This window comes from Nostoc sp. KVJ20 (genome assembly GCF_001712795.1).
In the GTDB taxonomy this organism is placed as follows: Bacteria; Cyanobacteriota; Cyanobacteriia; order Cyanobacteriales; family Nostocaceae; genus Nostoc.
The window spans coordinates 43,712-65,773 of record NZ_KV757569.1 but is presented as its reverse complement, the minus strand read 5'-3'; the positions used below and the strand labels follow the sequence as shown (position 1 = coordinate 65,773).

The window sequence follows — 22,062 nt, the reverse complement described above, 5'->3', positions numbered from 1 at the left end:
GATGCATCGACCCGCACCTTTGTTGCATCGGTGAAAAGTCAGTTTAATTGACCTAGCCCTGAGCTTGGTTGAAGAATTTGACTTTGCGCTAAGTAATTTATAAGCTGAGGTTAACTATTTGTTATCTGCTTCGTCTTCAAACAGGATGGTGTTCAGAAGATTCAATTCGCTGGATGCCATAAAATAGCGATCGCTAAAAACTGTTGATTCCTAATGAAACTTTAGGGTAATCCAGCTTGTTGAAAGATTGCGTGAGGGGTAATTTCCAATTTTGGTAGCAAATCATCAGTAATTATTTGATGAGATCGATAAGTAATCAGTAAGGAAGATGGCGCAAATACAGTTACAGTTCTAGCTTTTGTATCAACCACCCAAACACGAGAAACATCAGCTTTCAGATAATCAGTAGCTTTTTCTGCAATTTCACCAAAAGTTTGACCAGGTGAAATGATTTCGATGACTAATTCAGGTGCGACAGGACAAGCTTCGTCTAATAGCCAATCAGCAGGAAGACGGTTATGAGAAATATAGGTCAGATCGGCCACAGGCATCCAATCTTGTTGATTTCGTGTTAGTTTAATTGCCCATTCAATCACAACCCGACCCTTTGCTTGTGCCCATGCAGACAATAGTATAAATAAAGCACCAGTAGTCGAGCTATGAAAAAATTTTGGTGACATTTCATTGTCTTTATATTTGGGTACAGCTTCACCGTTAACAAACTCGTATGTAATATCTTCTTCGGGAAGTGCGAGAAATTCTTCTAGGGTTAGGCGTTGATTAGAAGACTGAACCATAGATGTTATGTGGATAAAAGATGCTTACTTTTAGTTTAGGCGATCGCTAAAATTCTCCATAAAGAGACTCCCTATTCCACCACAACTTAAAAGACGTAAATCCCTCAAAATTTTTGGGATTTTGAGGGATTTACTTCGGGGCTATCTGCCTTCCGTGTGTTTCCAGTAAAAAAACGGTCAGAACGAATCTGACTGCCATTTCGCCAAACTTCCACTTTTTCTGGAGTGATTAAATAAGAAAAACTGCCATTATTTGCTCGATATCTGTTTTTACCAATATTCAAAGCTGTGATTTTTATAGGCTGACTTAGGTCTTGCTTTAACTGCCCAATATAAAATAACTGACCATTTTCTTCACAGACTTTTACACGAATGCTTGCAGTCTCACCTTCAATAACAGTAATTCCATTACATTTAGTATCAGTGCTTACAGGTGCAAAATCTATGGGAATTGGCTGTGAAGGGGAAACTTGAATTGCTACTGGAGGTGGCGAGACTGGGCGGTTCTTCGGATTATCTATTTGTTGAACTTTAGAACCAGAACCAACGCTTGCAGTTAAGGATGTCAACAGACGCAGGGGGTCAACTGCTATTCGACTATTTGGATAAACTTCAAAGTGTAGATGAGGTGCTGTACTATTGCCTGTAGATCCCATCTCGGCAATAATTTGACCTTGAATGACCTGTTGACCCTTACTCACTAATAAACGGCGACTATGTCCATAAACAGTAATGCTGCCGTCGAGATGTTTTATAGTTATGGCATTACCTAATCCCCAATTATCCCAACCTGCTTTGACAACTGTACCGGATGCAGCAGCAACAATAGGAGTTCCAGATGCGCCTGCAATATCAATTCCTTCATGTTGATATTTGCGGAAGCCTTGAGAAATAAACCCTTGAGTCGGCCAGATTAAATTAGAAGCAGGGATAGGAGTTTGCCCAATTGGGGAATTGTCTGCTAACTGTGTTAGGGCAGATGTTGCTGTGCAAAATATAGTTGTTAAGGATATTAATCCAATTAGTCCATAAGTAGGGTATCGATAAACGATAACTTTTTTCATAAGTTGCAAGCCTATTAAAACAATAATTCAGACATTTTTTGACTATTTATTGTTTCAAACTGACTCGGAAAACATCAGGAAATTAAATAGGGTGAGTTAAGAAAAGCCTAACCCACCCGACAAAACTAAACAATAGAGAAATTAGCCATTAAAAACGCGACTGCGCCACTTATTCAACCGGGCTTCCCCAATTGTGGCAGACCGTCGAGAATCAGCAACTTGCTCTTGCAAAGCTGCAATCTGTTTTTCTTGAGTGTCAGCTTGCTGTTGCAAAGATGTATATTCGCCTGTACTGGTCACGGAACTGGAAGTCTGCCAACTACTACTAAATTTTGTTGCACCGATGCTGGCAAAGGGTCTTAAGTCTGCTAGTTGTTGTTGCAAAGTTGCAATCTGGCTTTCTTGCTCTTGAATCTTTTGCCGCAAGCCTTGTTCGGCTGCTGTGCGAGTTGCAATAAAGTTATTAACTGGAGTAGCAGCCGTTTCTGGTCTGGGCTTGAATACTTCGGCAAGTATTGCACTAACATCGGTGGGTTTTAGTTTACCGTAAGGAGTGTTGGTAATTAGCGATCGCACCAATTGAGGTTGATTATTTGTTGCTAGGTTCTTATCACTGCTAGAATTACTCCGCAGAAGTTGCAGCATATTGCTAAATTCCAATATCTTTTTGCCGGTTTGGGTTTTATAACCCCGATAATATGGCACTATATTATCCCCAAAGGCGTTTAGATACTCGTCGCTATCAAGATAAGAATCAATATCCGCCTCAAAACCCGACTCATCTAGAATGTTGCTGTGAAGTACCGTCTCAGAGTAGTCATCGGGAGCGCGACCCAACAAATGCTTGAAGTTCAGTTCAATTGCCCGATAGCGGTAAACGTTATCAAAAAATCTGGAGCGATACAACTCTGATTTGGCAATTTGACGCACAAACTCACGAACATCGATTATCCCTTGCTTGAGTTGGGATTCTGGAACGACAAGCCGCTCACTTTCCATAATGTAGGCATTACCCAACACTTGCCGATAAACTGCCCGAATGACAATTTCAATGTCATCAACTGAAGCAGTATTCCACAGTTCGATGGGTTCTGTTTGGGGAAATGCTTGATATTGGCGTTGTCTGGTTGCGTCGTCTATGAAGGTCTGCATAATTGAGTTAGTGTGGGTAGAATTGACTAATTTATCAAGTAAAAATAAAATTTCTGGCGTTGCTGAATCAAGGGATGATTCTTGTAGGGTGGGCGTCTAGCCCGCCCTGAAATACAAGGGACGGGCAAGATGCCACTGGTGTCAACTTAAGCCAAAAATAGCGTACTGATTGGGTGTTGTTCCCACGCCAGGGATTGTAAATCCCTGACTAATTGCTCAAGTCTACTGAAGTAGACTGAAAATTTTTGCGCTCTAAAGTCTTCTTCAGAGGACTTTAGCTATGAGACAGGGATTTACAATCCCTGGCGGACGTGCGGTTTCGCGTTAAGTTGACACCAATGGCAAGATGCCCATCCCACAAAACTAGCAAAATCATCCCGCAAATATGCAACGCCAAATTTCTATAGTAGGCTGGCAATACTAAATAGCAAAGCCGTAACATACTCTACTTAAGATTTACTAATTACTAGTTATTGATATTAACTTATCAACTTTTGGGTATTTTTTTAGTTACATTTTCTAACAAACTGAGACGGCTAACTGTTAATAACTAACAGCTAATCATGATAAAAAATTAGCAACTAGACATTAACAATTAGCCGTCAACCCCCTTGGGGAGTATTTAAAATTCAAAACTTAATTTTGAATTGGATTATACACGCCTGTCAGAAGAATTTCCGCAGGATAGTAACCTTTAAACCCGCTCATCAAATTTAGTGTAGAAACCACCGTATTTGATCCAGTATTGTTTCAAAGTATGATGAGGTGTATGTAAACTAGCTTTGGCCTGATATAAAATAACTTGGCGATGATCGCCCATCCAAATTTTATTAACGGGGTCAACGGATATTACTGTTCCTCCTAAAGAAGCAACACATTGAGAAAATCTCTCAATCGTTGTATATTCTAATGTCTCGAATATAAAAAAGTTACCCGAACAAATCAAGTGGCGGCTGCGAATCCAGCAGCGCATCTTTCTTTCAGCCTGTGGAGGTAACATTTTAGCTTTAATAGATTCAAGCTGAATCAACATAATGCGCTCACCGCACGTAATTCATCAGCAAAACTTTCTCGTTTTTCAAAGCGCAATGGCCCAGCAGTTGATCCCCATATTTGCTTGTGGGTTTCAATATCCATACCTTTATCTAGACTTATCCAAGTATGCTCGGTCATTTCTACTTCGCTGACAAGATATGTCTGGCATCCATTGCGCTTAATCAGACATTGATTGCCTGGTTCCACACTGCCTCGAAATATTTCACCTTCTCGTTGAAAAACCATTGAACAGTTATAACGCCGTTCAATACTTTCTGGGGTAATAGTTTTGAGGATATCTAAGTCACGAGCTGCACCTGCATAAAGCATAGGATCTTTCAAGCTGTAATTTTCGATATAAATGCGATCGCCCAAATCGACTAGTTTATGTACTCCCTGACGATAGGGTGTCCATAAATCGTGGTCATACGCTTGTTCAGAATAAAAACCGACAGCAGAAAAAAACTCTACCGGTAAAGGACGAAAAAAAATGTGAATGTGGGCGTAAAGTTGCGGATTTGCAAAAGATTGCTTGTAGTTGCTAAAATCTCCCGCCATCCAACAGGCTAAGGTGAGCAAATCGCTAGCGTTGGTACTAGATTCACTGGGCGCTATCGTCATATTCAACCTCAGAGTGACAAAACTAGATGATTCCTTTTATGTTTTAACCTGATATTTGCTAACTGGTTGAATTTGACAAAGAACGAATTTCGGAAGAAAAGGAAGCTGTTGTTACGCCTTTACCATCACTGGTTTTAATTGTCGCTACCCGAAATCGCAGATTTGGGGTAGCAAACCAAATTTTTTCTTCAGCAGCAGCGAGTTCATACTCTGTCAGCAGGGTAAAAATCCCATCGTCACTCAGATGATATTTCGCCACTGCTGGGATTGTTTCAGCGTATCCCTTATCCCGCAGAAGTTTTCCTATAGAAGAATTTGCGGCATCAGGAATTGGCACCAGCACAGTACTACCAGAAATGGGTTTATCGTCCCAGTCTGACTCACCTTTCCAAGTCATCCGAAAAGGGTGGGTAATACTGGCGGGGTCAGTGTCATACAATTGACAAATTGCTAACACTGCCGGATCATCGGTGGATAGAGATTCAATGTCAATGTCAGACAGGACTTGTTCAAAGTGGGCGAATGCTAAATGATGACCGCTACGCTGCGATCGCCATCGTCCAATTGAAAGTTCAAAGAATTCAGTAATTTCCATTAGAAAAGCAATCTTAAAAAAGTAGCTTAAAATCCAAGATATATCTTGGCTAAAAAGTTATTCTCACTGTCTATATACTAGCCAAGAGTTCTGAGTGCTGAGTGGGGAGTAGGGAGTGGGGAGTTAGGAGTTAGGAGTTAGGAGTTAGGAGTTAGGAGTTAGGAGTGGGGAGTTATTATTTCCCCATTCCCCATTCCCCACTCCTAACTCACCTAGTTAAGCAACTTCAGTGATACTAATGATTTTGCCACCTGTCCGATGAATGTTTTGCACTTGTCCAGACAGTTGGTTGTAGTTAACTACATATTCGAGGTTGCCCAGACGAGTACGGAGATTAGCTGAACCTTTGACTGCCTTAATCAAGAAGCGTTTGTCGGTACTGCTTACACTAGAACCAGCTACAGGAGCCTTGATGGATGTGGGTAAATTGGAACCGACATCGCTGATCAGTTTGGCTTTGCGATCGCTATCGCTGCTAGCTACCCCTCTGAGTAAGGTAAAGGTGCGGTTAAAGGTAACATTCTTAATTCCGATTTGGGAGCTTGTGCTGCGAACATAAGGAACAATATTCTCACCAAAATTCTGCTGATATTCGTAGCTATCGATATAGGATTCGATCTCAGCATCATAGCCTTGTTCGTTATAGATGCGGACGTGTTCGGCAATTTCTGCCTGATCAGCAGGAGGACGTCCTAGCAAATGTTTGAAGTTCAGTTCAATGAACCGATATTGGGAAGAAGAGTTGAAAAACAGGGATTGATAAAGTTCTGATTTCGCAACGGTGTTGACGAATTCGCGGACGTTGATTTTGCGATCGCGCAATTGCGATTCAGCGGTGGCTAGTCGCTCACTTTCCAACAAGTGAGCATTGCCCAAAACCTGTTTGTAAACTGCCCGAATCAGTGTTTGTAATTCACTTTCGCTTGTGTTCGGACGCAGTTCAACTCTCGGTGAATCAATAGCCCAAAGTGACATTGAATTATCTCCTTAAAAACGTTAATTAAATGAAATTTCTGAGCATCCTACCCTTGATAAAGGTAGAATTTCCTATCAGTTGTCAGTTATTTTTGCTACTGACCAGCTTTTGTAAAACTTTAATTTGTGAAAGTGTGTTAAATATCTTCGTATATGACAACTGACGGCAGAATCGATCAAACCCCAAATCAGCGATCGCTTGAGCTAATTGTTGATGAATCAGGACTTACGCAAACAATAGCCAAAACCCTGACTGATTTTTAGGTAGGGGCAATTCATGGAGACATCAAACGGCTTTTTGCAGGGTATTGCCCCAGAGCGCTTCAGAGGGAGTAGGGGAGAGGGAGTAGGGAGTAGGGAACCCACGCCTGGTTGGCGTGGGATTGAAATTTGGACGCATTATGCCTTGTTGCAAGCAATCTCGGCACAATGACCCACAACTAAAGTTTTTAATGTTTTTCTATCCCTACTCCCTACTCCCTACTCCCTAGTTAACAGGAGTAACACTGGCGATCACACCGCCCTGCTTGTGAATCCGCTGATACTCTTGTGAAAGCTGATTGTATGGCACGAAAAAGACCTGGTTACTGCGACGAAACTTGGAAATGTTATTTACCACATTTGCCTTGTAGCCAGTGACTTCAACCCGGTAGACCTTACCGTTGTCACCAGATCCCACACCTTGACGAGTGCGAGGAGTAGATGTTGGGTTGCGGAATGCAGCACCCTTGCTAGCTGGTGAAATTACGGGGGTAGGTGCGCTTTGAATTAGCAAACTGTTCAATTTTGGTTGTTTGCCAGCTAAGTCGCCTTTCAAGCTGCTGCTAGAAGAACCACGTACCAGTTGGAACAAGTGAGTAAACTGAACCAAACTCTGGATAGCTTCGGTTTTGTAGCCCCGAATATAAGGCACAATGTTTTCCCCGAAGGTTTCTTGGTATTCGTCGCTGTCTAGATAGGAATCAATTTCAGCTTCAAAGCCCTTGGTATCCAGAATAGTGCTGTGTACACGCGTTTCTTCCAGATCCAATGGCGCACGACCAAGGAAATGCCTGAAATTTAATTCGATCGCTCGATAGCGGGGTGCGCTATCAAAAAAGCGTGAACGGTAAAGTTCCGACTTCCCAACTTGACGCACAAACTCACGAACGCTAATGTTACCCCGTTTGAGTTGGGATTCAGGAACGGAAAGCCGCTCACTCTCCATTACATAAGCATTGCCTAGAACTTGCTTGTAGACTGATCTAATTACGGTTTCAACTTCCTCATTAGAGCGACTTGGCCACAGATCAATAGGATCGGTGTCTTCAAACAGTGCGACCCCTAATCGTGATGCTGGTCCAAAAGCCATTCAAACTATCTCCACAGTTAACAAATAAATTTTATGAGAAGGATATTCAGCAGATGTTAAAAAACTTTACATCATTGTGACAAAGGAGAGGACATAGAGATTTTAAATCCTTATTAGTCTTGATGATTTTAAGTTTTTGCATCGGTTGCTTTTACATATTGTGATACGATGCTGAAACCATATTTATTAAAATTTGTGAAGCTAGATGATACTTTTAAAGAAAATTTAGCTTTTTTTAGCATTTGATTTGCGATTGGGATACAAGTGATGGTATTGTGTCGTCCCCTTGAGCAAAAGTATTAATCGTGCTGAGTCACCGTTCACCCTTGGCGTCTCCCCTTCTCTACAAGACGCTACGCGAAGGGAGAAGTTTATCTCAATAAGTGGGCAAGAATAAACTAAACTATATTACGCAATGTAAAATTAATTAAAATTGTTTCCTAGTAATAGCTGAAGCTCTGACTACAAACCTTTAATTATTTACGCCCACTTAAATTATCGAATTTGGAAAGTAGCCAATTGGCTGATTAAATGATCAAAATAGGGAGCAAGATTTTGCTGCTGGTTGGCTTGGCAGCGTTTCAAACTAGCAGCCTTGATGCTTTTTAAGCCTAAAAGCATGGCATCCAATGGAACTTGTAATTCCTGATAAAGCAGGTTCATATAGTGCAGTCCGGTGGGATTTGTATACTCAGTGTGGCCACCTGCAATGCTGTATGTAATGCAGCGGAGAAAATGCCAAAAGTCTCGCCAGCAAGCTTGGGCGCGTTCTGGTGGATAAAGACCGCCTCCAGGCTGGATAATTTCGGGATAAGTTGCTAAAACCTGAACTCTTGCTTCATCAACAATTTCGGCTGCGCGATCGCGTAACAATTGAGCAACAGGAATCAACTCAGAATTATCGGGTGACAAGGTTTTTATCTGCGATAAATCTTCATCATCTAGGTAGCGAAAAGCATCATCCGCAGCTTGGAATATGGCGATCGCTGGTTTTGGATGGGACTGTTCCCACTCAGTAAAGCTGACAATTCTAGCTTTGGCTATTAATTCTTTGACGGTTTCGCTTAATTGAGTCATTGGTTTAGGGGATAGGGCATTGGGCACGGGGAATGGGGCATTGGGCATGGGGAATAGGGCATGGGGCATGGGGAATGGGGCATGGGGACAAGGGGGACAAATCAATTCAAAATTCAAAATTAAAGAACTTCTGCCTCTTCTTTTCCAATGCCCTATGCCCAATGCCCCATGCCCTAAAATAAAGAATAGCTGTACCAAATGCACCTATGGAAATCCAAAAAATCCAAACTGAACTGAAAAACCCAGATTTTCACTATCGTTTGAAGGCGATCGCAGCTCTTGATGATTATGAATCAGAAGTTGCAGTTCCTCTGCTCACGAGTAAACTTCATGACTCAGAATTTTTGGTACGTTCTTTTGTCGCCAGGGGTTTGGGTAATCAACAATCAGCGGAATCTTTTGCAGCTTTGATGCAAATTATGAAATTTGACGATACCCCCAACGTGCGGGCTGAGGCGGCAAATTCTTTATCGCTATTTGGTAGAGTCGCAGTTTCTCATCTAGTTCTGGCATATTATCAGGATGACCATTGGTTAGTGCGGCGGAGCATTTTGGCTGCGATCGCTGAAATGGATTGTCCTGAAGAACTATTTGATATCTGCGTTCAGGGTTTAAAAGATGAAGATTTCACAGTACAGGAATCCTCTGTTGATGGACTCGGCTTACTAGCTAATTCTAGCCAAAATGCTGCGGCATTATCCCAAATACTAACGTTAGTGAATGATGAATCTTGGCGGATGCGGGTGCGAGTTTGCTATGCCCTCAAACGATTTGATGAGCCGGAAGCCAAAGCAGCCCTGAACCAACTCAGACAGGATGAGGATCACCGAGTTGTCGGAGCGGCTTTAGAAGATTTGTTGCCACAATAGCAGTGTGACTTTGTTCAGAATATTTTTGTGATCAAAATGAGTCAGAATATAGAATTCTGAATACTCTACCCATAAATTCACCCAACAGTCGTACAGAATTCATGCTGTTAGCGGTAGCGGGGCGTTTAGCCCATTCTGACTCCTGAGTTCTGAATTCTTCTTTATAAAACTTATTTGAGTAATAGTAAATACATTATTTTACCTTAAATTTGATAAAAATATCCGGTTAATCTGCCAAAATCTGGAAGAAAAGATCAACTTTTTCAAGATGAGGAGGCATTTGTGACTGATATACAAACTGGTCAAATGACTTGGCGATTACCAGGTTCCTCAGAATGCGCCTTACATTTGCGGCATAATGCTTCGGAACCTTGGCGATCGTATAAAGAATTTCCCCAATATGTTCTACCAGATCCGCCGGGCTTTTCCGAAGGATACGCGACATTTTTAGCGCTCCTGAAAAAGAACTGGAAGCCTTTATGAAGAGTGCTGAGTGTCCATTCTTCTTTTTTATCCGATTCATCACTCTGAACTCGCAACTCAGCACTGTATTTATTAAGTACTCAAACTCTCACGAGTTGTTGTGCGGGTGTAGGCGTTCCAAACGTCGAGTTCTGAATATGGACGGCTGGAAAGCATAGCTTTAGTTGCTTCTGTGAGTCCTTGAGCAAGACTAAAATCTGCCCCAGCAATACTTTGAAGATGCTCCATCTCTGCATCACTGAGGTCAGCTGCTCGCAGGTCTGTATCCCGCAAATCGGCTCCAGTCAACCGAGCATTCCGCAAACAAGCCCCTGTCAAATAAGCTTTTGTCAGATCAGCCCCACTTAAAGCCGCACCTTGCAAATTGGCTCCAGTCAAGTCAGCGCCACTCAGGTAGGCTCCACGCAGATTCGCGCCTTGTAAATCTGCATTTCGTAAAGAAGCTGTATTCAGAAAAGCACCATTGAGATTAGCACCCGGACCTACCGCTCCCGAAGCTTTGTAGTTATATTCTTGGGGCCATTTCGTTCGTGTATCATAACGCGCTACTTGGAGTTTAGCTCCCTCCAAATTTGCACCACTGAGATTTGCTTGTTGGAGGTTAGCACGGTTTAAATAGGCTCCCTGCAAATTCGCCCCACTCAAATCGGCTCCTCGCAGATTCGCACCTCGCAAATCAGCCCCACTCAAATCGGCATTACTCAAGACCAACTCACTGAGGTCGGCTCCTAGTAGCTTGGCTTTGCTCAAGTTAGCTTGTCCTAAATCGACTTCCCTTAGATTGAATTGGTACAAATCGACCCCATCCAGAGGGATTCCTTTTTTCAGGGCTGTTAAGATTTCTGGAGTTGGACTGGGGCGTTCGCTAGTAATAAGTTGAATTTCAGTATTTGTCATCAGCTGATTAAAATATAACTTTTGGAGTTATCCTACACTTTAGCTAAATCCGGACTTCATCTCATAACTCAGTATTCAACGGGTTGTGCCCAAGATTACCTAATTTCAGCACAGCTTGAAGGTGAGTAATCGGCGCTCCAGTGCTGGGTATTGGGAAAGAAATTTTTTAAGATTCGGTTGGAGTTTGAATCCCCTTTCAAATCTTCTCTTGTTTCCCCAGTCCCCAGTCCCCAGTTAAATAACGCTAAAAGTTTGATAAAACGAGGTTTCAAAACAGATGCATTTAATACCCCCCTTGACAATGCTCGACTTCTTCCGCAAAAGTGAGGGAACATGGTTTACAGAACGCTCAGTTCATCATTTTGACTCGGCAGCGGATGAGTCGGGAGAGTCGAATTTGATCATTAAAGTCATGGAAAAGGATGATCCAAAAGTCCAAGAAGTTTGTACAGCCCAAGGGATAGATCCTACTAAAGCAACAAGCGGTGCGAGTTTTTCATGGCAAGCTAACCTAGATACCAGGCTACCGAATACTGATAATGCTGCCATTTTGGTTGATGTTCCCGACGAAACGAGACGTTCTGGAAAACTGATCCGCAACCAAGGCTATGTTGAGAGCATTCCGGTTGTGAGTCGGTATCGATTTGCCGATGATGGAGTGCTGACCATTGATACTGATTATGACAATAATCAAGGTCAGGAACGTTGTTGGTTTGTTACGGATGATTTTCGTGTCAGAGTCAGTACCGTGCGAATGATGAACGGAGTCAACTTAATGACTTATTGTTCTGAGCGTCGCTGTGTCTCCCAACAACTGCTGGAGCAAATGATCAGTCGGAATCATGCTAGGCGTTAGTGGGAATTGGGGAATGGGGAATGGGGAATGGGAAGAGTAATCTACCATACCCAATGACCAATGACCAATGACAAATGACAAATGACAAATGACAAATGACAAATGACAAATGCCCAATGCCCCATTAAGGAATGTTGCTTTATTTCTCATAAATGAGACGTGCATGATTGCCATAACTTATTTTCATGCAAGGGTTAACAAATTATGCTCCATGTATAAGCCTTTCCTGGAATTTTTAGAAAAAGAGCTATTTCAGCGGTTTGATTTACAAAGTAGGGTTATTCCCCCTGGTTTGGAATTCAAAGTTAGTGATCGCGGCAGAAACCCAGCAACTATTCGCAGTTGGTGTCACCAATGTCAAGAGTTGCGGAAAATTCGCTATACCTACATTGATGCCGGGGAGAGTGCCCAAATTTTTAACAGCGTGGTTTATCCTAGTCATCACTACGATTTACCTCTGTTAGGGATTGATTTTTTATCCTTTGGTAAAGTTAAAAACCTGATTGTGCTTGACTTTCAGCCTTTATTTCAGGATGAAGATTATCAAAAAAAATATATAGTTCCGCTGAAATCTCTCCACGATAAATACCCGGATTTGGCGCAAAACTTAGAAATGAAGTTTTACGATGCCAACCAGTATTTTTCTAAATACCTATTGTTTGCCAAAACCGACCCGGAAACAGTAGCAACGCGAGTCTTTGAAGCTTTTCAGGATTATTTAAACCTGTATTGGCAAATGCTAGCAGATGCAAAACCGCTCCAAGATCCTGAAGATATCCAGCGGATTGTCAAAGCTCAAAAAGATTATGACCAATATAGTGCAGACCGCGATCCCGCATCTGGTTTGTTTAGCAGCTACTTTGGTCATGAATGGGCAGAGCGCTTTCTCCATGAATTCTTGTTTGAAGATGCTGTTCCCCTAGCAGTTGGCGCTAGCAAAAGATAATCGGCATTGGGCATTGGGCATGGGGCATGGGGCATTGGGGATTATTAATTTTGTTGAATTCGGAGCAAAGCGACGTGACACTCTATCAGCCATTTCTCGATTATGCGATCGCCTATATGCGATCGCGCTTGGATTTACAGCCCTATCCTATCCCCACTGGGTTTGAGTCCAAGAGTGCTGTTGTGGGCAAGGGAAAGAATCAGGAAGAGGTTGTCACCACAAGTTATGCCTTTCAAACTTCAAAATTGCGGCAAATTCGCGCAGCTCACGTACAAGGTGGCAATTCACTGCAAGTGCTGAATTTTGTGATTTTCCCCCGTCTCAACTACGATTTACCTTTTTTTGGGGCAGATTTGGTGACATTGCCCGGAGGACATCTAATTGCTTTGGATATGCAGCCCCTATTTCGGGATGAGCCAACATATCAGGCAAAATATACTGAACCAATTCTGCCCATTTTCCACTCCCATCAACAGCATCTATCCTGGGGAGGAGATTTTCCCGAAGAAGCACGGCCCTTTTTCTCTCCCGCTTTTCTGTGGACTCGTCCCCAAGAAACGGCTGTAGTTGAAACTCAGGTGTTTGCCGCTTTTAAAGACTATTTGAAAGCTTATCTGGATTTTGTAGAACAGGCAGAAGTTGTAACAGATTCCCAAAATTTAGCAGCCATTGAGCAAGCCCAACTGCGATACCTGCGATATCGGGCTGAAAAAGACCCAGCACGAGGGATGTTTAAACGCTTCTATGGTGCAGAATGGACTGAAGAGTATATCCACGGCTTCTTATTTGACCTAGAGAGAAAATTAACAGCCGTCAACTAGAGGATATTGTGCAGGAAGTAATACCAATTTGAAAAAAGAATGCGACAAATAGACCATTTGTAGAGAAGCGATGAATCGCGTCTTTACCCAAGGATGTGTTGCAATCATTAATTGAATTGGTATAAGGAGCAATGGTAATTCTCAAGTTTTATTACCTGTGTAGGCGTAATCCGTCGTAGATATAGCACTAATTTAATTAGGATATAGCAAAGCAACATTCTTGAGGATAGTCATCGGCCCTTCAGCTTTTAGAAGCTCCATTTCTGCGGCATTTCGCACTAGCAAAGCACCAGCGAATCCTAATGAATTCACAGAGATGGAGTGAAAATGCTCCTGCGATCGCGGTACGATCAACATCCATTCTCGTGTCGCCAGCAGATTGTAAGCACCCAATTGCTTTGCATCTAAACCCACGGCATCTAGCAAAGTGCGATAAACTTCCAGTGTTGCTTGACCCCCTTGCACCCAATTGGAATCTAGCGGTGCGAAAGCGTGTACAAAAGGAAGTCCTGGTAAAGTTGCGTTCGAGTCCTTAAATCGTGCTGCCTTCAACAGAGGTTCAATAGGTATTTGCGGGCCTGAAGATGCAAATGGTAGAGGAACTAACTGTAAATGCTTGTGTCGCTGACTAGCACCTGCCGTTTTGCCACTATTGTAAAATGCTAAACCATCGAAATCAGCTAGACATGCCCACATAGCCGTAAAATCTTCCAGGGTGAGCAAACTTTCCTGTTCCTCAAAATCACGGGTGATGATTAGCAGGTGATAATCAACAACATTGAATTTATTTAAAATACATACATGGGTATCAGAGATATCCGCTACAAATAAATCCTTTTCGTAGGGCAAGAAAGGATTAAACTCTTGACCAGACGTAGCAGATTGTTTTTTCTGTTTTTCATCGGCTGCTTTTTTGCGATTCAAGTTAGACAAAATCCGCACTAAAAAGCGGACATTATCCTGTTCGACAAACTCAAATTCCGTTGGTATCGACAGCAACGCTCCACATTGCAAAGCATATTCCGTCTGCTCTTTGACACTTGTCCATAAAGTACCAGGCTTAAGTAAGATTTTACCCTGTGCCATTTTATTCCTTCAGACATGGATGGAACACGCGATCGGAGTACACAGATGTGCGCCTCTACGAATGACTATATTCCATATATAGGAATCCGCTTTGATTCTTGAATTTACTTGTGTGGGTAGGGAATAGGGAATAGGGAATAGGAAAGAAAGCATAGATCCGTACTGAGTCTTGTTCAGAAATTAAATAGGAGTCCTATAGATAGAATTCATTTAAAGCGGGATGCGATGGTTAAAATACCAAATCTTTCACAACAACGCAATACCTCCGCAACAAAACTGTCATAAATAATATCTACATTAGTAATATATCTAAAATATCTTTCCAGACAGCAATGCAAAACCAATCTCGTGATGGAGAAAACCCATCAAATAGCATTTTATCAAACACTGTTGACACCAAATACCAAAATCGAGCGCCCTGGAAAAAGGCTGCCGCCTCTCTATCGCTGGTGCTGCTGGGATCAGGTATGACATTAGCAGGTGGTTATATGGCTGGACATTCTCGGCAGATGTCTGAGAGTGCATCTAACTTGGCAGTTAGTCGAGTCAATGCCGCTCCGCCATTACCAGCCGCCACAGATCCTAATTTTGTGACACAGGTGGTGCAGAAGGTCGGGCCAGCAGTCGTGCGGATTAACTCTTCCCGAACCGTAAGAAGTCGGATACCAGATGAATTCAACGATCCGTTCTTTCGCCGCTTTTTTGGTTCCCAACTGCCACAATCAGGAGAAAGGGTACAACGGGGTACTGGTTCAGGTTTTCTCATCAGTTCCGATGGTCGGATTCTCACTAACGCCCATGTCATAGATGGTGCTGATACAGTGACAGTAACACTCAAAGACGGGCGCACCTTGGAAGGTAAGGTGTTAGGAAAAGATGAATTAACCGATGTCGCTGTTGTCAAGATTCAGGCAGAGAATCTACCTTCAGTGGCTTTAGGGAACTCAGATCAACTGCAAGCAGGAGAATGGGCGATCGCGATCGGCAACCCCCTTGGACTAGATAATACAGTAACTACCGGAATCATCAGTGCTACTGGACGCAGTAGCAATCTAATCGGTGCTGCCGATAAGCGAGTAGAGTATATTCAAACTGATGCAGCGATTAATCCTGGTAACTCCGGTGGCCCCCTGCTAAATTCCCGTGGCGAGGTAATTGCCATGAATACAGCTATAATCCAAGGGGCACAAGGATTAGGCTTTGCTATTCCCATCAACACAGTACAACGCATTTCTAATCAACTTATAGCTACAGGCAAAGTAGAACATCCTTATCTGGGAATTCAGATGATGGGGTTAACGCCTCAACTAAAACAAAATATCAACTCAGATCCCAACAGCGGTTTGAATGTGAATGAAGATAAAGGTGTATTAGTTGTGAAAGTTGTACCAAATTCGCCAGCCGCTAAAGCAGGAATACGTGCTGGTGATGTAATCCAAAAGCTTGGCGGACAAGTAGTCACAGATGCCAGTAGTGTCCAAAAAGCAGTAGAAAATAGCCAAGTCGGAGGCGATTTACGTATGGAATTACGTCGCAATGGGCAGAATATTAACGTAGCTGTGCAACCTGGTGCTTTCCCCACCGCAGTGCAGTAACAGTTTTGCTATCAATTGAATAAAAGTGAATTTTCTGGGATGGGTATTTTGCCCGTCCCTTTTGCCTTCTTTCCTGTTGCCTGTAGCAAGATTGCCTATTGCCTGTCTACGCAAATTCGTTCAGAAATCAAAGCGGATTCCTATATAACTAATTAACTGGACATGATATGAAGTGGGCACTACCACAAATATCAAAAGCGATTTTTGCGTAAGTTCTGTAATTGATTCTCAATTATGAATTCTTCTTTAACTATGACATTAGTCACGGTTTAAGTAATTACCTTTTTCACTAGTGTATATATCCTTGTAGTTCTATCATTTATTTGTCAAGGCGATTAATATTTCGCGAGATATTAATTACCTTGATGTCTATATCATAGAAGGAAAGTTTGCGAATGAATATTAAAAGAGTGCTTGCTAGTTTAGCGCTGATTTTACCAATTGCTGTTACCTTTATTCCTTCCCAAGCTGATGCTCAGGTCAGACGGCCAGTTAGGCGACCGGTTCCAGTTAGAATAATCAAAAGACCAGCGCCAGTTAGGGTTTATACTCCTGCTCAAGCGAGAAGGAGGATATTAGTTCCTGGACGTTGGGTGCAAACAAATCGTGGTCGCCAGTGGATACCGGCTCGCTATGTATATAGATAAAAAGACCTACAATTGCAACAAATTATTACCTATCAATATTGGTTGCAGAGTTCTTTTTTAATAGTTTTTGTTGTTGTTTAAAAATCCCCTCTTTAGAAATATTCTAAAGGGGTATTATTTCATATTTTTAATAAAAATAGCACTTCTTCGTTGAGTCGAATGGCACTAAGAAAAGATACAGCCCTTGTTCTGACTGGAACAAGCCTCCAGGCTGGGAATCCATTCTGGGAGGCTCCGCCTCCAGTAGCTTGAATTGAGGCAGAGCCTCTTTTAAATACATTCCGAGCCTCCAGGCTGGGAACGAGACGACACAAGCTTTTGGGCTTTTCTTAGTGCCATTTCTTCGTTGAGTCCTATACAGATCCAGGACAAACATATCCAAATATTGACGAGCCTGAATTAAGAGTGGAATGCAGCAAGATAGGCGTTAAATGTCTATTCAGTTAAAGTTAGTGGTGTAGATAATTTGTCTTTGAAGAAGCGATGACGATGAATTGCCGTCTCTACAAGTGTTTTGGGTTTATCTGAACTGTATTGACGTATAGCGTTGATACTCCACTATTTCAATGGGACGTTCTACTAATTGTGCTACAGAGTGTTTTTCTACTTTTATTGCCGTGTGAGCAAATGCTTTTTAACTCATCCCCCGGCTTCAAGCCGGGGGATTTCGAGTTATTAGTCATTAGTCATTAGCACCAATGACTAATGACTAATAACTAATGACTTTGGAGACGGGCGGCTATCCCTCCCACCCCTCTCGTTGGGATGGGATTCCCGCCGATTTTCGTTGACCACAGTAAACACAATCCAAAGGGCGTAAGATTTCATATTTCATAACGATCTACCAAAACCCTTATGCGTTTTTCCCTGATGCCCTGGTTGCCCGCCTGATTTTCTTTTGGGATGATTTGATTCTCCATCCAGCGATGCTTTTTTGTTTTTGCTCTTTTTCAGAATATCCCCAGATGGTGGCTTCGAGGAGGTAGAACTATCCAAATCTCGGCTGACTTTTAAACGTTCTATTTCTTGCTGTAGTTCTAAGATTGTTTTCTGTAAGTCACGTATCGCCTTGCTTTGCTCAATAATTACCTCTACCAGTTTATTATGCGTAATAACTGGTTCAAGCTTTCTCGGTCTAAATCTTGAGGCAAGTTTTGGTTCATATTTGTGATACTCTCCCTCAAGTGTCCCCTTTGTCAATACTCTGCCACCTGAATCCTTACAGAAGAACTACAAACAGAGATACAAGAATGAAACCAGGGTACATTTATTTAATTCATAGTGTGGGTACATATAGATACAAAATAGGGCTAACTGTAGCACCACGGACACCAGAGGATAGATTAAAAGAACTGAATAGCCGTCAAAGTCCCTACCCATTGAAACTCATTCATTATGTGTTTGTTGCTGACGTTTACAAAGTAGAGAAAGAAATTCATCAAGCTTGTAAGTCATTTAATGTTTATAGGGAGTGGTTTGAATTTACAAAGAACGCATATTTGCAACAAGTTATTCAGTTAATGGAGCGTAGTAATGTAGCACAAAGACCAAATAAGAATTCTCAGGGTTACGGTCAATATCAGAATAAAATAAATCTTTCTTTGCCTATAATTCCTAGAAATATTGAACGTGCAAGTCAAGAGAAAGAGGAAATCCCAAAACATTTAATATCCAGACGATATGAACCCCACAATCGTTTGAGACAAGGCATGGTAGGGGGAAGAAAGAAGAAGAAGAAAATTAAAAAAAGTAAACCTACTGTATTAGGTAAAATTTTTAATAATAATTTTTTATTTTTAGTAACAATAGTCATTTGTATTATTTTATTTTTATATGTTGTGAGTATATTGATTTGAAAGGGCGACATTTTCTTCTAGCACAATAACTCGCTGCGGTTTTAGGGGAACTTCAACTTTACCTAAATTATTGCTAACGGTTTTTGTTTCTATAGGCGTTCGTGCAAGCGTTGACTTGTGAGTTCCCATAGGTGGGTTGTTGTTACAGGCTGCGATCGCTAAAACCACAAATATTGTCAGAAAGAATGGTAAAAATTTGTAATTACTCAAACTGATACTATCAGGACTTACGCAACTGGCTTTATGAATAGCAGTTCTAGCCCTGAAAATACTGTTAGAACCGCTTATTATGAGCCAAGATTAGGGAGAGAAACTTTGGCATCAGCTAAAAATGGGGTTAAGTGCTTTATCTTGAGGGCAATTCCACGGACATGGTATTAGTTTTCATCTAGAGATGGATAAGTAGCATAGATATATCAATAGCTAAAAGTAAGCCCCCCATTTACCAGTTGCTTTGTCAAAAAAGTTGACATAGGTAATCTTGATGTAGTACAGTATAGTACAGGCAGGATGAGTTAAATTAAAAAAACTTCCTAGCCAATACAGCACGGTGAAAATAAAATTACTATAGGAATCCGCTTTGATTTCTGAACTAATTTGCGTAGGCAGGCTAATAGGCAATAGGCAATCTTGCTACAGTCAAGAAGGCTTCTTAATTGTACTGAGTTTTTTCAGAAATCAAATATAGGAATCCGCTTTGATTTGGAGAATCACTCGTAGAGGTAAAAGACTGGGGATTAGGGGCAATGGGGACTGGGAAGAAGGAATAAAGGTGTACTGAGTTTTGTTCAAAAATCAAATATGAGTCCTATATGAGTCCTATATTTGTACGCAATTAGTTAATATTACGAGAAAAATTTTTCAAAATCTCCTACTTAATACCAAATAATTCGATTAACGCTGCATAACTAATAAATATGGATTTTGACTATTTTAGAAGCAATGAAGGCACTCCTACAAATAATACCCGACAAAGCTTGCTTGCTAGCGGTTGGCGACCGTTTAACCGAGAATTAGACTGGGGATTTTTATGGCAACTATTGCACAGTGACTCCCGTGAGTTAACTCAAAAAAGTTTGAATTTAGCGAGTAATGTTGCTGATATTTTGGGACGAAATAATTATGCTTGGTGGGCTAATTTATTAAATATTGTATCTGATAATACCCGCTACGAAGTTGAAAAGTTTTGGAATTACATCACGCCAGATCCTCAATCACCTGATCATCGCTACAAAGATGTTTTGAGTACGGAAACACCCATTCTCCAATTTGTGAGTCGTAGTAGCATTCCCATTGATTATGTTCTTAACCGACTGCAAGAAATTACTGTACTGCGAGTTTTAGGTGTGTTGGGTAATCCTGACATTATTACGCAGTATTACTCAGAAAGAGATTTTTATTTTCCTATAGATAGATTTGTCAGCTGGGAACGCTTAGATGTTATCAATACTGTTTATGCTTACTGGTCGAAGTATGACGTTTGGTTGCAAATTGACCCCTACGATCGCGGGCGACGACAATATAGTTTAATGGCAAAAAACCTTGCGCCACTGATTAACAAAGCGACTTACGACTTAGCCGTGATGCTGAGTGGATATCAAAGTCGTGTAGGTAAGGTTCATAGTCAATTTTCCATTCGGACATTTCCCGCAGATATACAAAACTTTACTGATTCTGTACAGCAAGCGATTCTGAATCAAAATCAGTTAGCGGTTGTTGTACATGGGAAACCGGGTACTGGTAAAACAGTCTGGACACAGGCAGTTGCAAAAGAAATTCTTGTACCTTTGGGGTATGTAATCTTTATTTTAGATCATGATGCGATCGCTAACTTTGTCCCACCGACTTACATAGAGCGTATTTGTATCGTTATTAACGAAGCTGATAATCTAGCGCAAAATCGTGCTTCTGAGGTGGCGCAATACAATAACAAAACCGAACACATTCTGAGTTTGCTGGATGGCACTTTGTATCAGAGTGTAATTGATGACTCTGGTATTCAGATGCAGCAACGGTTAGTTGTCTTGATGACTTGCAATACTACAGAAAGATTAGATCCAGCCATGTTACGCAAGGGCAGGGTGGATTTAATATATGAGTTTACGCAACTATTTGTATGAAGAAGGCAGGGAGTAGGGAGTAGGGAGTAGGGAGCAGGGGGAACTTTCCGCGACGCTCAATGACTTGCTCTAAGCGTTCGCAGTAGCGTCTCGTAGAGAAGCCATGCCAATGGCTTTACGCTGCGCTATCGACACAAATTTTTTACACTAGTGCGGCTATAAACCTACAACTAAAGTTTTTATTAATACTTCTTTCTTCCTGCCTTCTGCCTTTTTTGTAAATCTACTTTCACCAGAGTTGCACCTGTTCTTGCAATACAAGCTGATGCTGTTTGCGCCAAGCTTGGGGAGGTAAACCGTGATGTTGGCGAAATTGACGGGAGAAATGAGACACATCTTGATAGCCCAATGCTTTCGCTATCTTCTCGACTGTCTGATTATTATTTTGGAGTAAAAAACGCGCTCCCGCCATTCGGCGTTTGACAATCCAGCAGTTTACAGTCTCTCCTGTCTGCCGTGCGACTCGGTTCGTTAAGTAAGCAGGTGAGTAACCAACAGCAAGAGCGACATCACATAAAGTAATTCCTTGATGATAATGGGCTTCGATAAAGTCAAAAACCTCTTTTAATTGGGGAATGGAGGGAAAGATTGACTTAGAAGGAATGTTGGCTTCTCTATCAGGGGCTTCTTGATCAGAGGCTACAGCAACACCTCCAGCGATCGCTGTAGTATCATCTGTAAATACTGATTTTGGAGCTTTCTCGAATTTCATTGCACACCAGTATTGCAGATTAGCTTGCTTTTCCAAGCGAATAGCGATCGCTCTGAGCAGTTCTTCTAGTGTCGAGGGTTTGGTAAGATAGTCATCTGCTCCCAATTCCATAGCTTTGCGAACATCTGATCTGGTACTACTACCAGTTAGAAAAATGAAAGGAATAATTGCTGTAACAGGATCTTGGCGTAGCGTAGTTAAAACGCTATAACCATCCATATCAGGCATTGTGATATCGCAAATCACTAAGTCGGGTGTACTCTTTTGTGCATGTTGGATACCAACACGACCGTTATCAGCACCTATCATATCAAAACCTTTAGCCTCAAGACCCTTTAAATAAAGATCGCGGGTAACGGTATCATCTTCAATGACGAGAATTTTCTTTGACGATTCGTACATCATTTTTTATTACCATAACTTTTTACAAAAGCTGATTACTAGACCCTTTAGTGGGTATCTAAATAGAGATGAAATGAACTATCTCGTTCCGAGAGTTATGATTGT

General features: G+C 41.7%; 23 protein-coding genes and 1 pseudogene. 10 read left to right on the top strand and 14 right to left on the bottom strand.

Going from position 1 to position 22,062, the window contains the following annotated elements:
- Positions 1 to 221 precede the first annotated feature (221 nt).
- From A4S05_RS05840 to A4S05_RS05810, 7 genes are all read right to left on the bottom strand, one after another.
- On the bottom strand, positions 222 to 797 hold the full coding sequence (locus A4S05_RS05840; RefSeq protein WP_069068888.1) for a Uma2 family endonuclease: 576 nt from the start codon (positions 795 to 797) through the stop codon (positions 222 to 224).
- A gap of 104 nt (positions 798 to 901) precedes the next feature.
- On the bottom strand, positions 902 to 1,861 hold the full coding sequence (locus A4S05_RS05835) for a M23 family metallopeptidase (protein WP_176726925.1): 960 nt from the start codon (positions 1,859 to 1,861) through the stop codon (positions 902 to 904).
- A 141-nt stretch (positions 1,862 to 2,002) separates the two neighbouring features.
- Positions 2,003 to 3,013, bottom strand: coding sequence for a phycobilisome rod-core linker polypeptide (locus tag A4S05_RS05830; protein ID WP_069068886.1), 1,011 nt, complete (start codon positions 3,011 to 3,013; stop codon positions 2,003 to 2,005).
- A gap of 694 nt (positions 3,014 to 3,707) precedes the next feature.
- Positions 3,708 to 4,046, bottom strand: a complete 339-nt coding sequence (locus tag A4S05_RS05825) for a CpeR family transcriptional regulator (protein ID WP_069068885.1) — start codon at positions 4,044 to 4,046, stop codon at positions 3,708 to 3,710.
- Positions 4,040 to 4,669, bottom strand: a complete 630-nt coding sequence (locus A4S05_RS05820; protein WP_069068884.1) for a chromophore lyase CpcT/CpeT — start codon at positions 4,667 to 4,669, stop codon at positions 4,040 to 4,042. Before A4S05_RS05820 ends, A4S05_RS05825 begins: the two co-directional genes overlap by 7 nt.
- A 58-nt stretch (positions 4,670 to 4,727) precedes the next feature.
- The gene (locus A4S05_RS05815) at positions 4,728 to 5,264 is read right to left on the bottom strand and encodes a phycobiliprotein lyase (RefSeq protein WP_069068883.1); all 537 of its coding nucleotides are present in this window, start codon (positions 5,262 to 5,264) and stop codon (positions 4,728 to 4,730) included.
- A 216-nt stretch (positions 5,265 to 5,480) separates the two neighbouring features.
- A complete protein-coding gene (locus tag A4S05_RS05810; RefSeq protein WP_069068882.1) occupies positions 5,481 to 6,239 on the bottom strand; it encodes a phycobilisome rod-core linker polypeptide in 759 nt (252 codons plus the stop codon).
- Positions 6,240 to 6,516: 277 nt separating this feature from the next.
- Between A4S05_RS05810 and A4S05_RS41370 the strand changes: the two genes are divergently transcribed.
- Complete coding sequence (locus tag A4S05_RS41370) at positions 6,517 to 6,672, top strand: hypothetical protein (protein ID WP_176726924.1); 156 nt, start codon at positions 6,517 to 6,519, stop codon at positions 6,670 to 6,672.
- A gap of 54 nt (positions 6,673 to 6,726) precedes the next feature.
- On the opposite strand, the gene A4S05_RS05805 is transcribed toward A4S05_RS41370, so the two are convergent.
- Together A4S05_RS05805 and A4S05_RS05800 are read right to left on the bottom strand one after the other, a co-directional pair.
- Positions 6,727 to 7,590, bottom strand: a complete 864-nt coding sequence (locus tag A4S05_RS05805) for a phycobilisome linker polypeptide (RefSeq protein WP_069068881.1) — start codon at positions 7,588 to 7,590, stop codon at positions 6,727 to 6,729.
- A 495-nt stretch (positions 7,591 to 8,085) separates the two neighbouring features.
- Positions 8,086 to 8,667: a globin family protein gene (locus tag A4S05_RS05800; protein WP_069068894.1), complete on the bottom strand. Its 582-nt coding sequence runs from the start codon at positions 8,665 to 8,667 to the stop codon at positions 8,086 to 8,088.
- A gap of 206 nt (positions 8,668 to 8,873) precedes the next feature.
- Here A4S05_RS05800 and A4S05_RS05795 point away from each other — a divergent pair, with 206 nt between their 5' ends.
- Positions 8,874 to 9,536: a HEAT repeat domain-containing protein gene (locus A4S05_RS05795; protein WP_069068880.1), complete on the top strand. Its 663-nt coding sequence runs from the start codon at positions 8,874 to 8,876 to the stop codon at positions 9,534 to 9,536.
- 282 nt (positions 9,537 to 9,818) lie between these two features.
- On the top strand, positions 9,819 to 10,019 hold the full coding sequence (locus A4S05_RS38580; RefSeq protein WP_084226998.1) for a hypothetical protein: 201 nt from the start codon (positions 9,819 to 9,821) through the stop codon (positions 10,017 to 10,019).
- A 72-nt stretch (positions 10,020 to 10,091) separates the two neighbouring features.
- Here the strand turns inward: A4S05_RS38580 and A4S05_RS05785 are convergent, their stop codons facing one another.
- Positions 10,092 to 10,916 carry a pentapeptide repeat-containing protein gene (locus A4S05_RS05785; RefSeq protein WP_069068878.1) on the bottom strand — a complete coding sequence of 275 codons (825 nt, stop codon included), beginning with the start codon at positions 10,914 to 10,916 and terminating at the stop codon, positions 10,092 to 10,094.
- 277 nt (positions 10,917 to 11,193) lie between these two features.
- Here A4S05_RS05785 and A4S05_RS05780 point away from each other — a divergent pair, with 277 nt between their 5' ends.
- The 3 genes from A4S05_RS05780 to A4S05_RS05770 all read left to right on the top strand — a co-directional run bounded on the left by A4S05_RS05780 (position 11,194) and on the right by A4S05_RS05770 (position 13,539).
- A complete protein-coding gene (locus A4S05_RS05780; protein ID WP_069068877.1) occupies positions 11,194 to 11,772 on the top strand; it encodes a phycobiliprotein lyase in 579 nt (192 codons plus the stop codon).
- Between the two features lie 211 nt (positions 11,773 to 11,983).
- Positions 11,984 to 12,718 carry a 15,16-dihydrobiliverdin:ferredoxin oxidoreductase gene (locus A4S05_RS05775; RefSeq protein ID WP_069068876.1) on the top strand — a complete coding sequence of 245 codons (735 nt, stop codon included), beginning with the start codon at positions 11,984 to 11,986 and terminating at the stop codon, positions 12,716 to 12,718.
- 74 nt (positions 12,719 to 12,792) lie between these two features.
- Positions 12,793 to 13,539 (top strand): phycoerythrobilin:ferredoxin oxidoreductase, encoded by a 747-nt coding sequence (locus A4S05_RS05770; RefSeq protein WP_069068893.1) that lies wholly within the window; start codon positions 12,793 to 12,795, stop codon positions 13,537 to 13,539.
- Positions 13,540 to 13,731: 192 nt separating this feature from the next.
- Here the strand turns inward: A4S05_RS05770 and A4S05_RS05765 are convergent, their stop codons facing one another.
- On the bottom strand, positions 13,732 to 14,625 hold the full coding sequence (locus A4S05_RS05765; RefSeq protein WP_069068875.1) for an ATP adenylyltransferase family protein: 894 nt from the start codon (positions 14,623 to 14,625) through the stop codon (positions 13,732 to 13,734).
- A gap of 332 nt (positions 14,626 to 14,957) precedes the next feature.
- Here A4S05_RS05765 and A4S05_RS05760 point away from each other — a divergent pair, with 332 nt between their 5' ends.
- Together A4S05_RS05760 and A4S05_RS05755 are read left to right on the top strand one after the other, a co-directional pair.
- Positions 14,958 to 16,220, top strand: coding sequence for an HhoA/HhoB/HtrA family serine endopeptidase (locus A4S05_RS05760; protein WP_069068874.1), 1,263 nt, complete (start codon positions 14,958 to 14,960; stop codon positions 16,218 to 16,220).
- A gap of 395 nt (positions 16,221 to 16,615) precedes the next feature.
- Complete coding sequence (locus A4S05_RS05755; RefSeq protein WP_069068873.1) at positions 16,616 to 16,867, top strand: hypothetical protein; 252 nt, start codon at positions 16,616 to 16,618, stop codon at positions 16,865 to 16,867.
- A 775-nt stretch (positions 16,868 to 17,642) separates the two neighbouring features.
- Here A4S05_RS05755 and A4S05_RS05745 read toward each other — a convergent pair.
- A pseudogene (locus A4S05_RS05745) lies at positions 17,643 to 18,030 on the bottom strand (DUF6444 domain-containing protein); the annotation flags it as partial.
- An 87-nt stretch (positions 18,031 to 18,117) separates the two neighbouring features.
- On the opposite strand from A4S05_RS05745, the gene A4S05_RS05740 reads away from it, so the two are divergent.
- On the top strand, positions 18,118 to 18,723 hold the full coding sequence (locus tag A4S05_RS05740) for a GIY-YIG nuclease family protein (RefSeq protein ID WP_069068870.1): 606 nt from the start codon (positions 18,118 to 18,120) through the stop codon (positions 18,721 to 18,723).
- Here A4S05_RS05740 and A4S05_RS38575 read toward each other — a convergent pair.
- Positions 18,697 to 18,933, bottom strand: a complete 237-nt coding sequence (locus tag A4S05_RS38575) for a hypothetical protein (protein ID WP_176726923.1) — start codon at positions 18,931 to 18,933, stop codon at positions 18,697 to 18,699. The two genes, A4S05_RS05740 and A4S05_RS38575, sit on opposite strands and share 27 nt — an antisense overlap.
- A gap of 707 nt (positions 18,934 to 19,640) precedes the next feature.
- Between A4S05_RS38575 and A4S05_RS05735 the strand changes: the two genes are divergently transcribed.
- Positions 19,641 to 20,843 (top strand): AAA family ATPase, encoded by a 1,203-nt coding sequence (locus A4S05_RS05735; RefSeq protein ID WP_069068869.1) that lies wholly within the window; start codon positions 19,641 to 19,643, stop codon positions 20,841 to 20,843.
- Between the two features lie 229 nt (positions 20,844 to 21,072).
- Here the strand turns inward: A4S05_RS05735 and A4S05_RS05730 are convergent, their stop codons facing one another.
- Positions 21,073 to 21,960, bottom strand: coding sequence for a response regulator transcription factor (locus tag A4S05_RS05730; RefSeq protein WP_069068868.1), 888 nt, complete (start codon positions 21,958 to 21,960; stop codon positions 21,073 to 21,075).
- Between the last annotated feature and the right edge of the window lie 102 nt (positions 21,961 to 22,062).

Excerpts from the sequence above, each read along its gene's own strand:
- A4S05_RS05840 (WP_069068888.1), bottom strand. The coding sequence starts at position 797 with ATGGTTCAGTCTTCTAATCAACGCCTAACCCTAGAAGAATTTCTCGCA.
- A4S05_RS05835 (WP_176726925.1), bottom strand. The coding sequence starts at position 1,861 with ATGAAAAAAGTTATCGTTTATCGATACCCTACTTATGGACTAATTGGA.
- A4S05_RS05830 (WP_069068886.1), bottom strand. The coding sequence starts at position 3,013 with ATGCAGACCTTCATAGACGACGCAACCAGACAACGCCAATATCAAGCA.
- A4S05_RS05825 (WP_069068885.1), bottom strand. The coding sequence starts at position 4,046 with ATGTTGATTCAGCTTGAATCTATTAAAGCTAAAATGTTACCTCCACAG.
- A4S05_RS05820 (WP_069068884.1), bottom strand. The coding sequence starts at position 4,669 with ATGACGATAGCGCCCAGTGAATCTAGTACCAACGCTAGCGATTTGCTC.
- A4S05_RS05815 (WP_069068883.1), bottom strand. The coding sequence starts at position 5,264 with ATGGAAATTACTGAATTCTTTGAACTTTCAATTGGACGATGGCGATCG.
- A4S05_RS05810 (WP_069068882.1), bottom strand. The coding sequence starts at position 6,239 with ATGTCACTTTGGGCTATTGATTCACCGAGAGTTGAACTGCGTCCGAAC.
- A4S05_RS41370 (WP_176726924.1), top strand. The coding sequence starts at position 6,517 with ATGGAGACATCAAACGGCTTTTTGCAGGGTATTGCCCCAGAGCGCTTC.
- A4S05_RS05805 (WP_069068881.1), bottom strand. The coding sequence starts at position 7,590 with ATGGCTTTTGGACCAGCATCACGATTAGGGGTCGCACTGTTTGAAGAC.
- A4S05_RS05800 (WP_069068894.1), bottom strand. The coding sequence starts at position 8,667 with ATGACTCAATTAAGCGAAACCGTCAAAGAATTAATAGCCAAAGCTAGA.
- A4S05_RS05795 (WP_069068880.1), top strand. The coding sequence starts at position 8,874 with ATGGAAATCCAAAAAATCCAAACTGAACTGAAAAACCCAGATTTTCAC.
- A4S05_RS05785 (WP_069068878.1), bottom strand. The coding sequence starts at position 10,916 with ATGACAAATACTGAAATTCAACTTATTACTAGCGAACGCCCCAGTCCA.
- A4S05_RS05780 (WP_069068877.1), top strand. The coding sequence starts at position 11,194 with ATGCATTTAATACCCCCCTTGACAATGCTCGACTTCTTCCGCAAAAGT.
- A4S05_RS05775 (WP_069068876.1), top strand. The coding sequence starts at position 11,984 with ATGTATAAGCCTTTCCTGGAATTTTTAGAAAAAGAGCTATTTCAGCGG.
- A4S05_RS05765 (WP_069068875.1), bottom strand. The coding sequence starts at position 14,625 with ATGGCACAGGGTAAAATCTTACTTAAGCCTGGTACTTTATGGACAAGT.
- A4S05_RS05760 (WP_069068874.1), top strand. The coding sequence starts at position 14,958 with ATGCAAAACCAATCTCGTGATGGAGAAAACCCATCAAATAGCATTTTA.
- A4S05_RS05755 (WP_069068873.1), top strand. The coding sequence starts at position 16,616 with ATGAATATTAAAAGAGTGCTTGCTAGTTTAGCGCTGATTTTACCAATT.
- A4S05_RS05740 (WP_069068870.1), top strand. The coding sequence starts at position 18,118 with ATGAAACCAGGGTACATTTATTTAATTCATAGTGTGGGTACATATAGA.
- A4S05_RS05735 (WP_069068869.1), top strand. The coding sequence starts at position 19,641 with ATGGATTTTGACTATTTTAGAAGCAATGAAGGCACTCCTACAAATAAT.
- A4S05_RS05730 (WP_069068868.1), bottom strand. The coding sequence starts at position 21,960 with ATGATGTACGAATCGTCAAAGAAAATTCTCGTCATTGAAGATGATACC.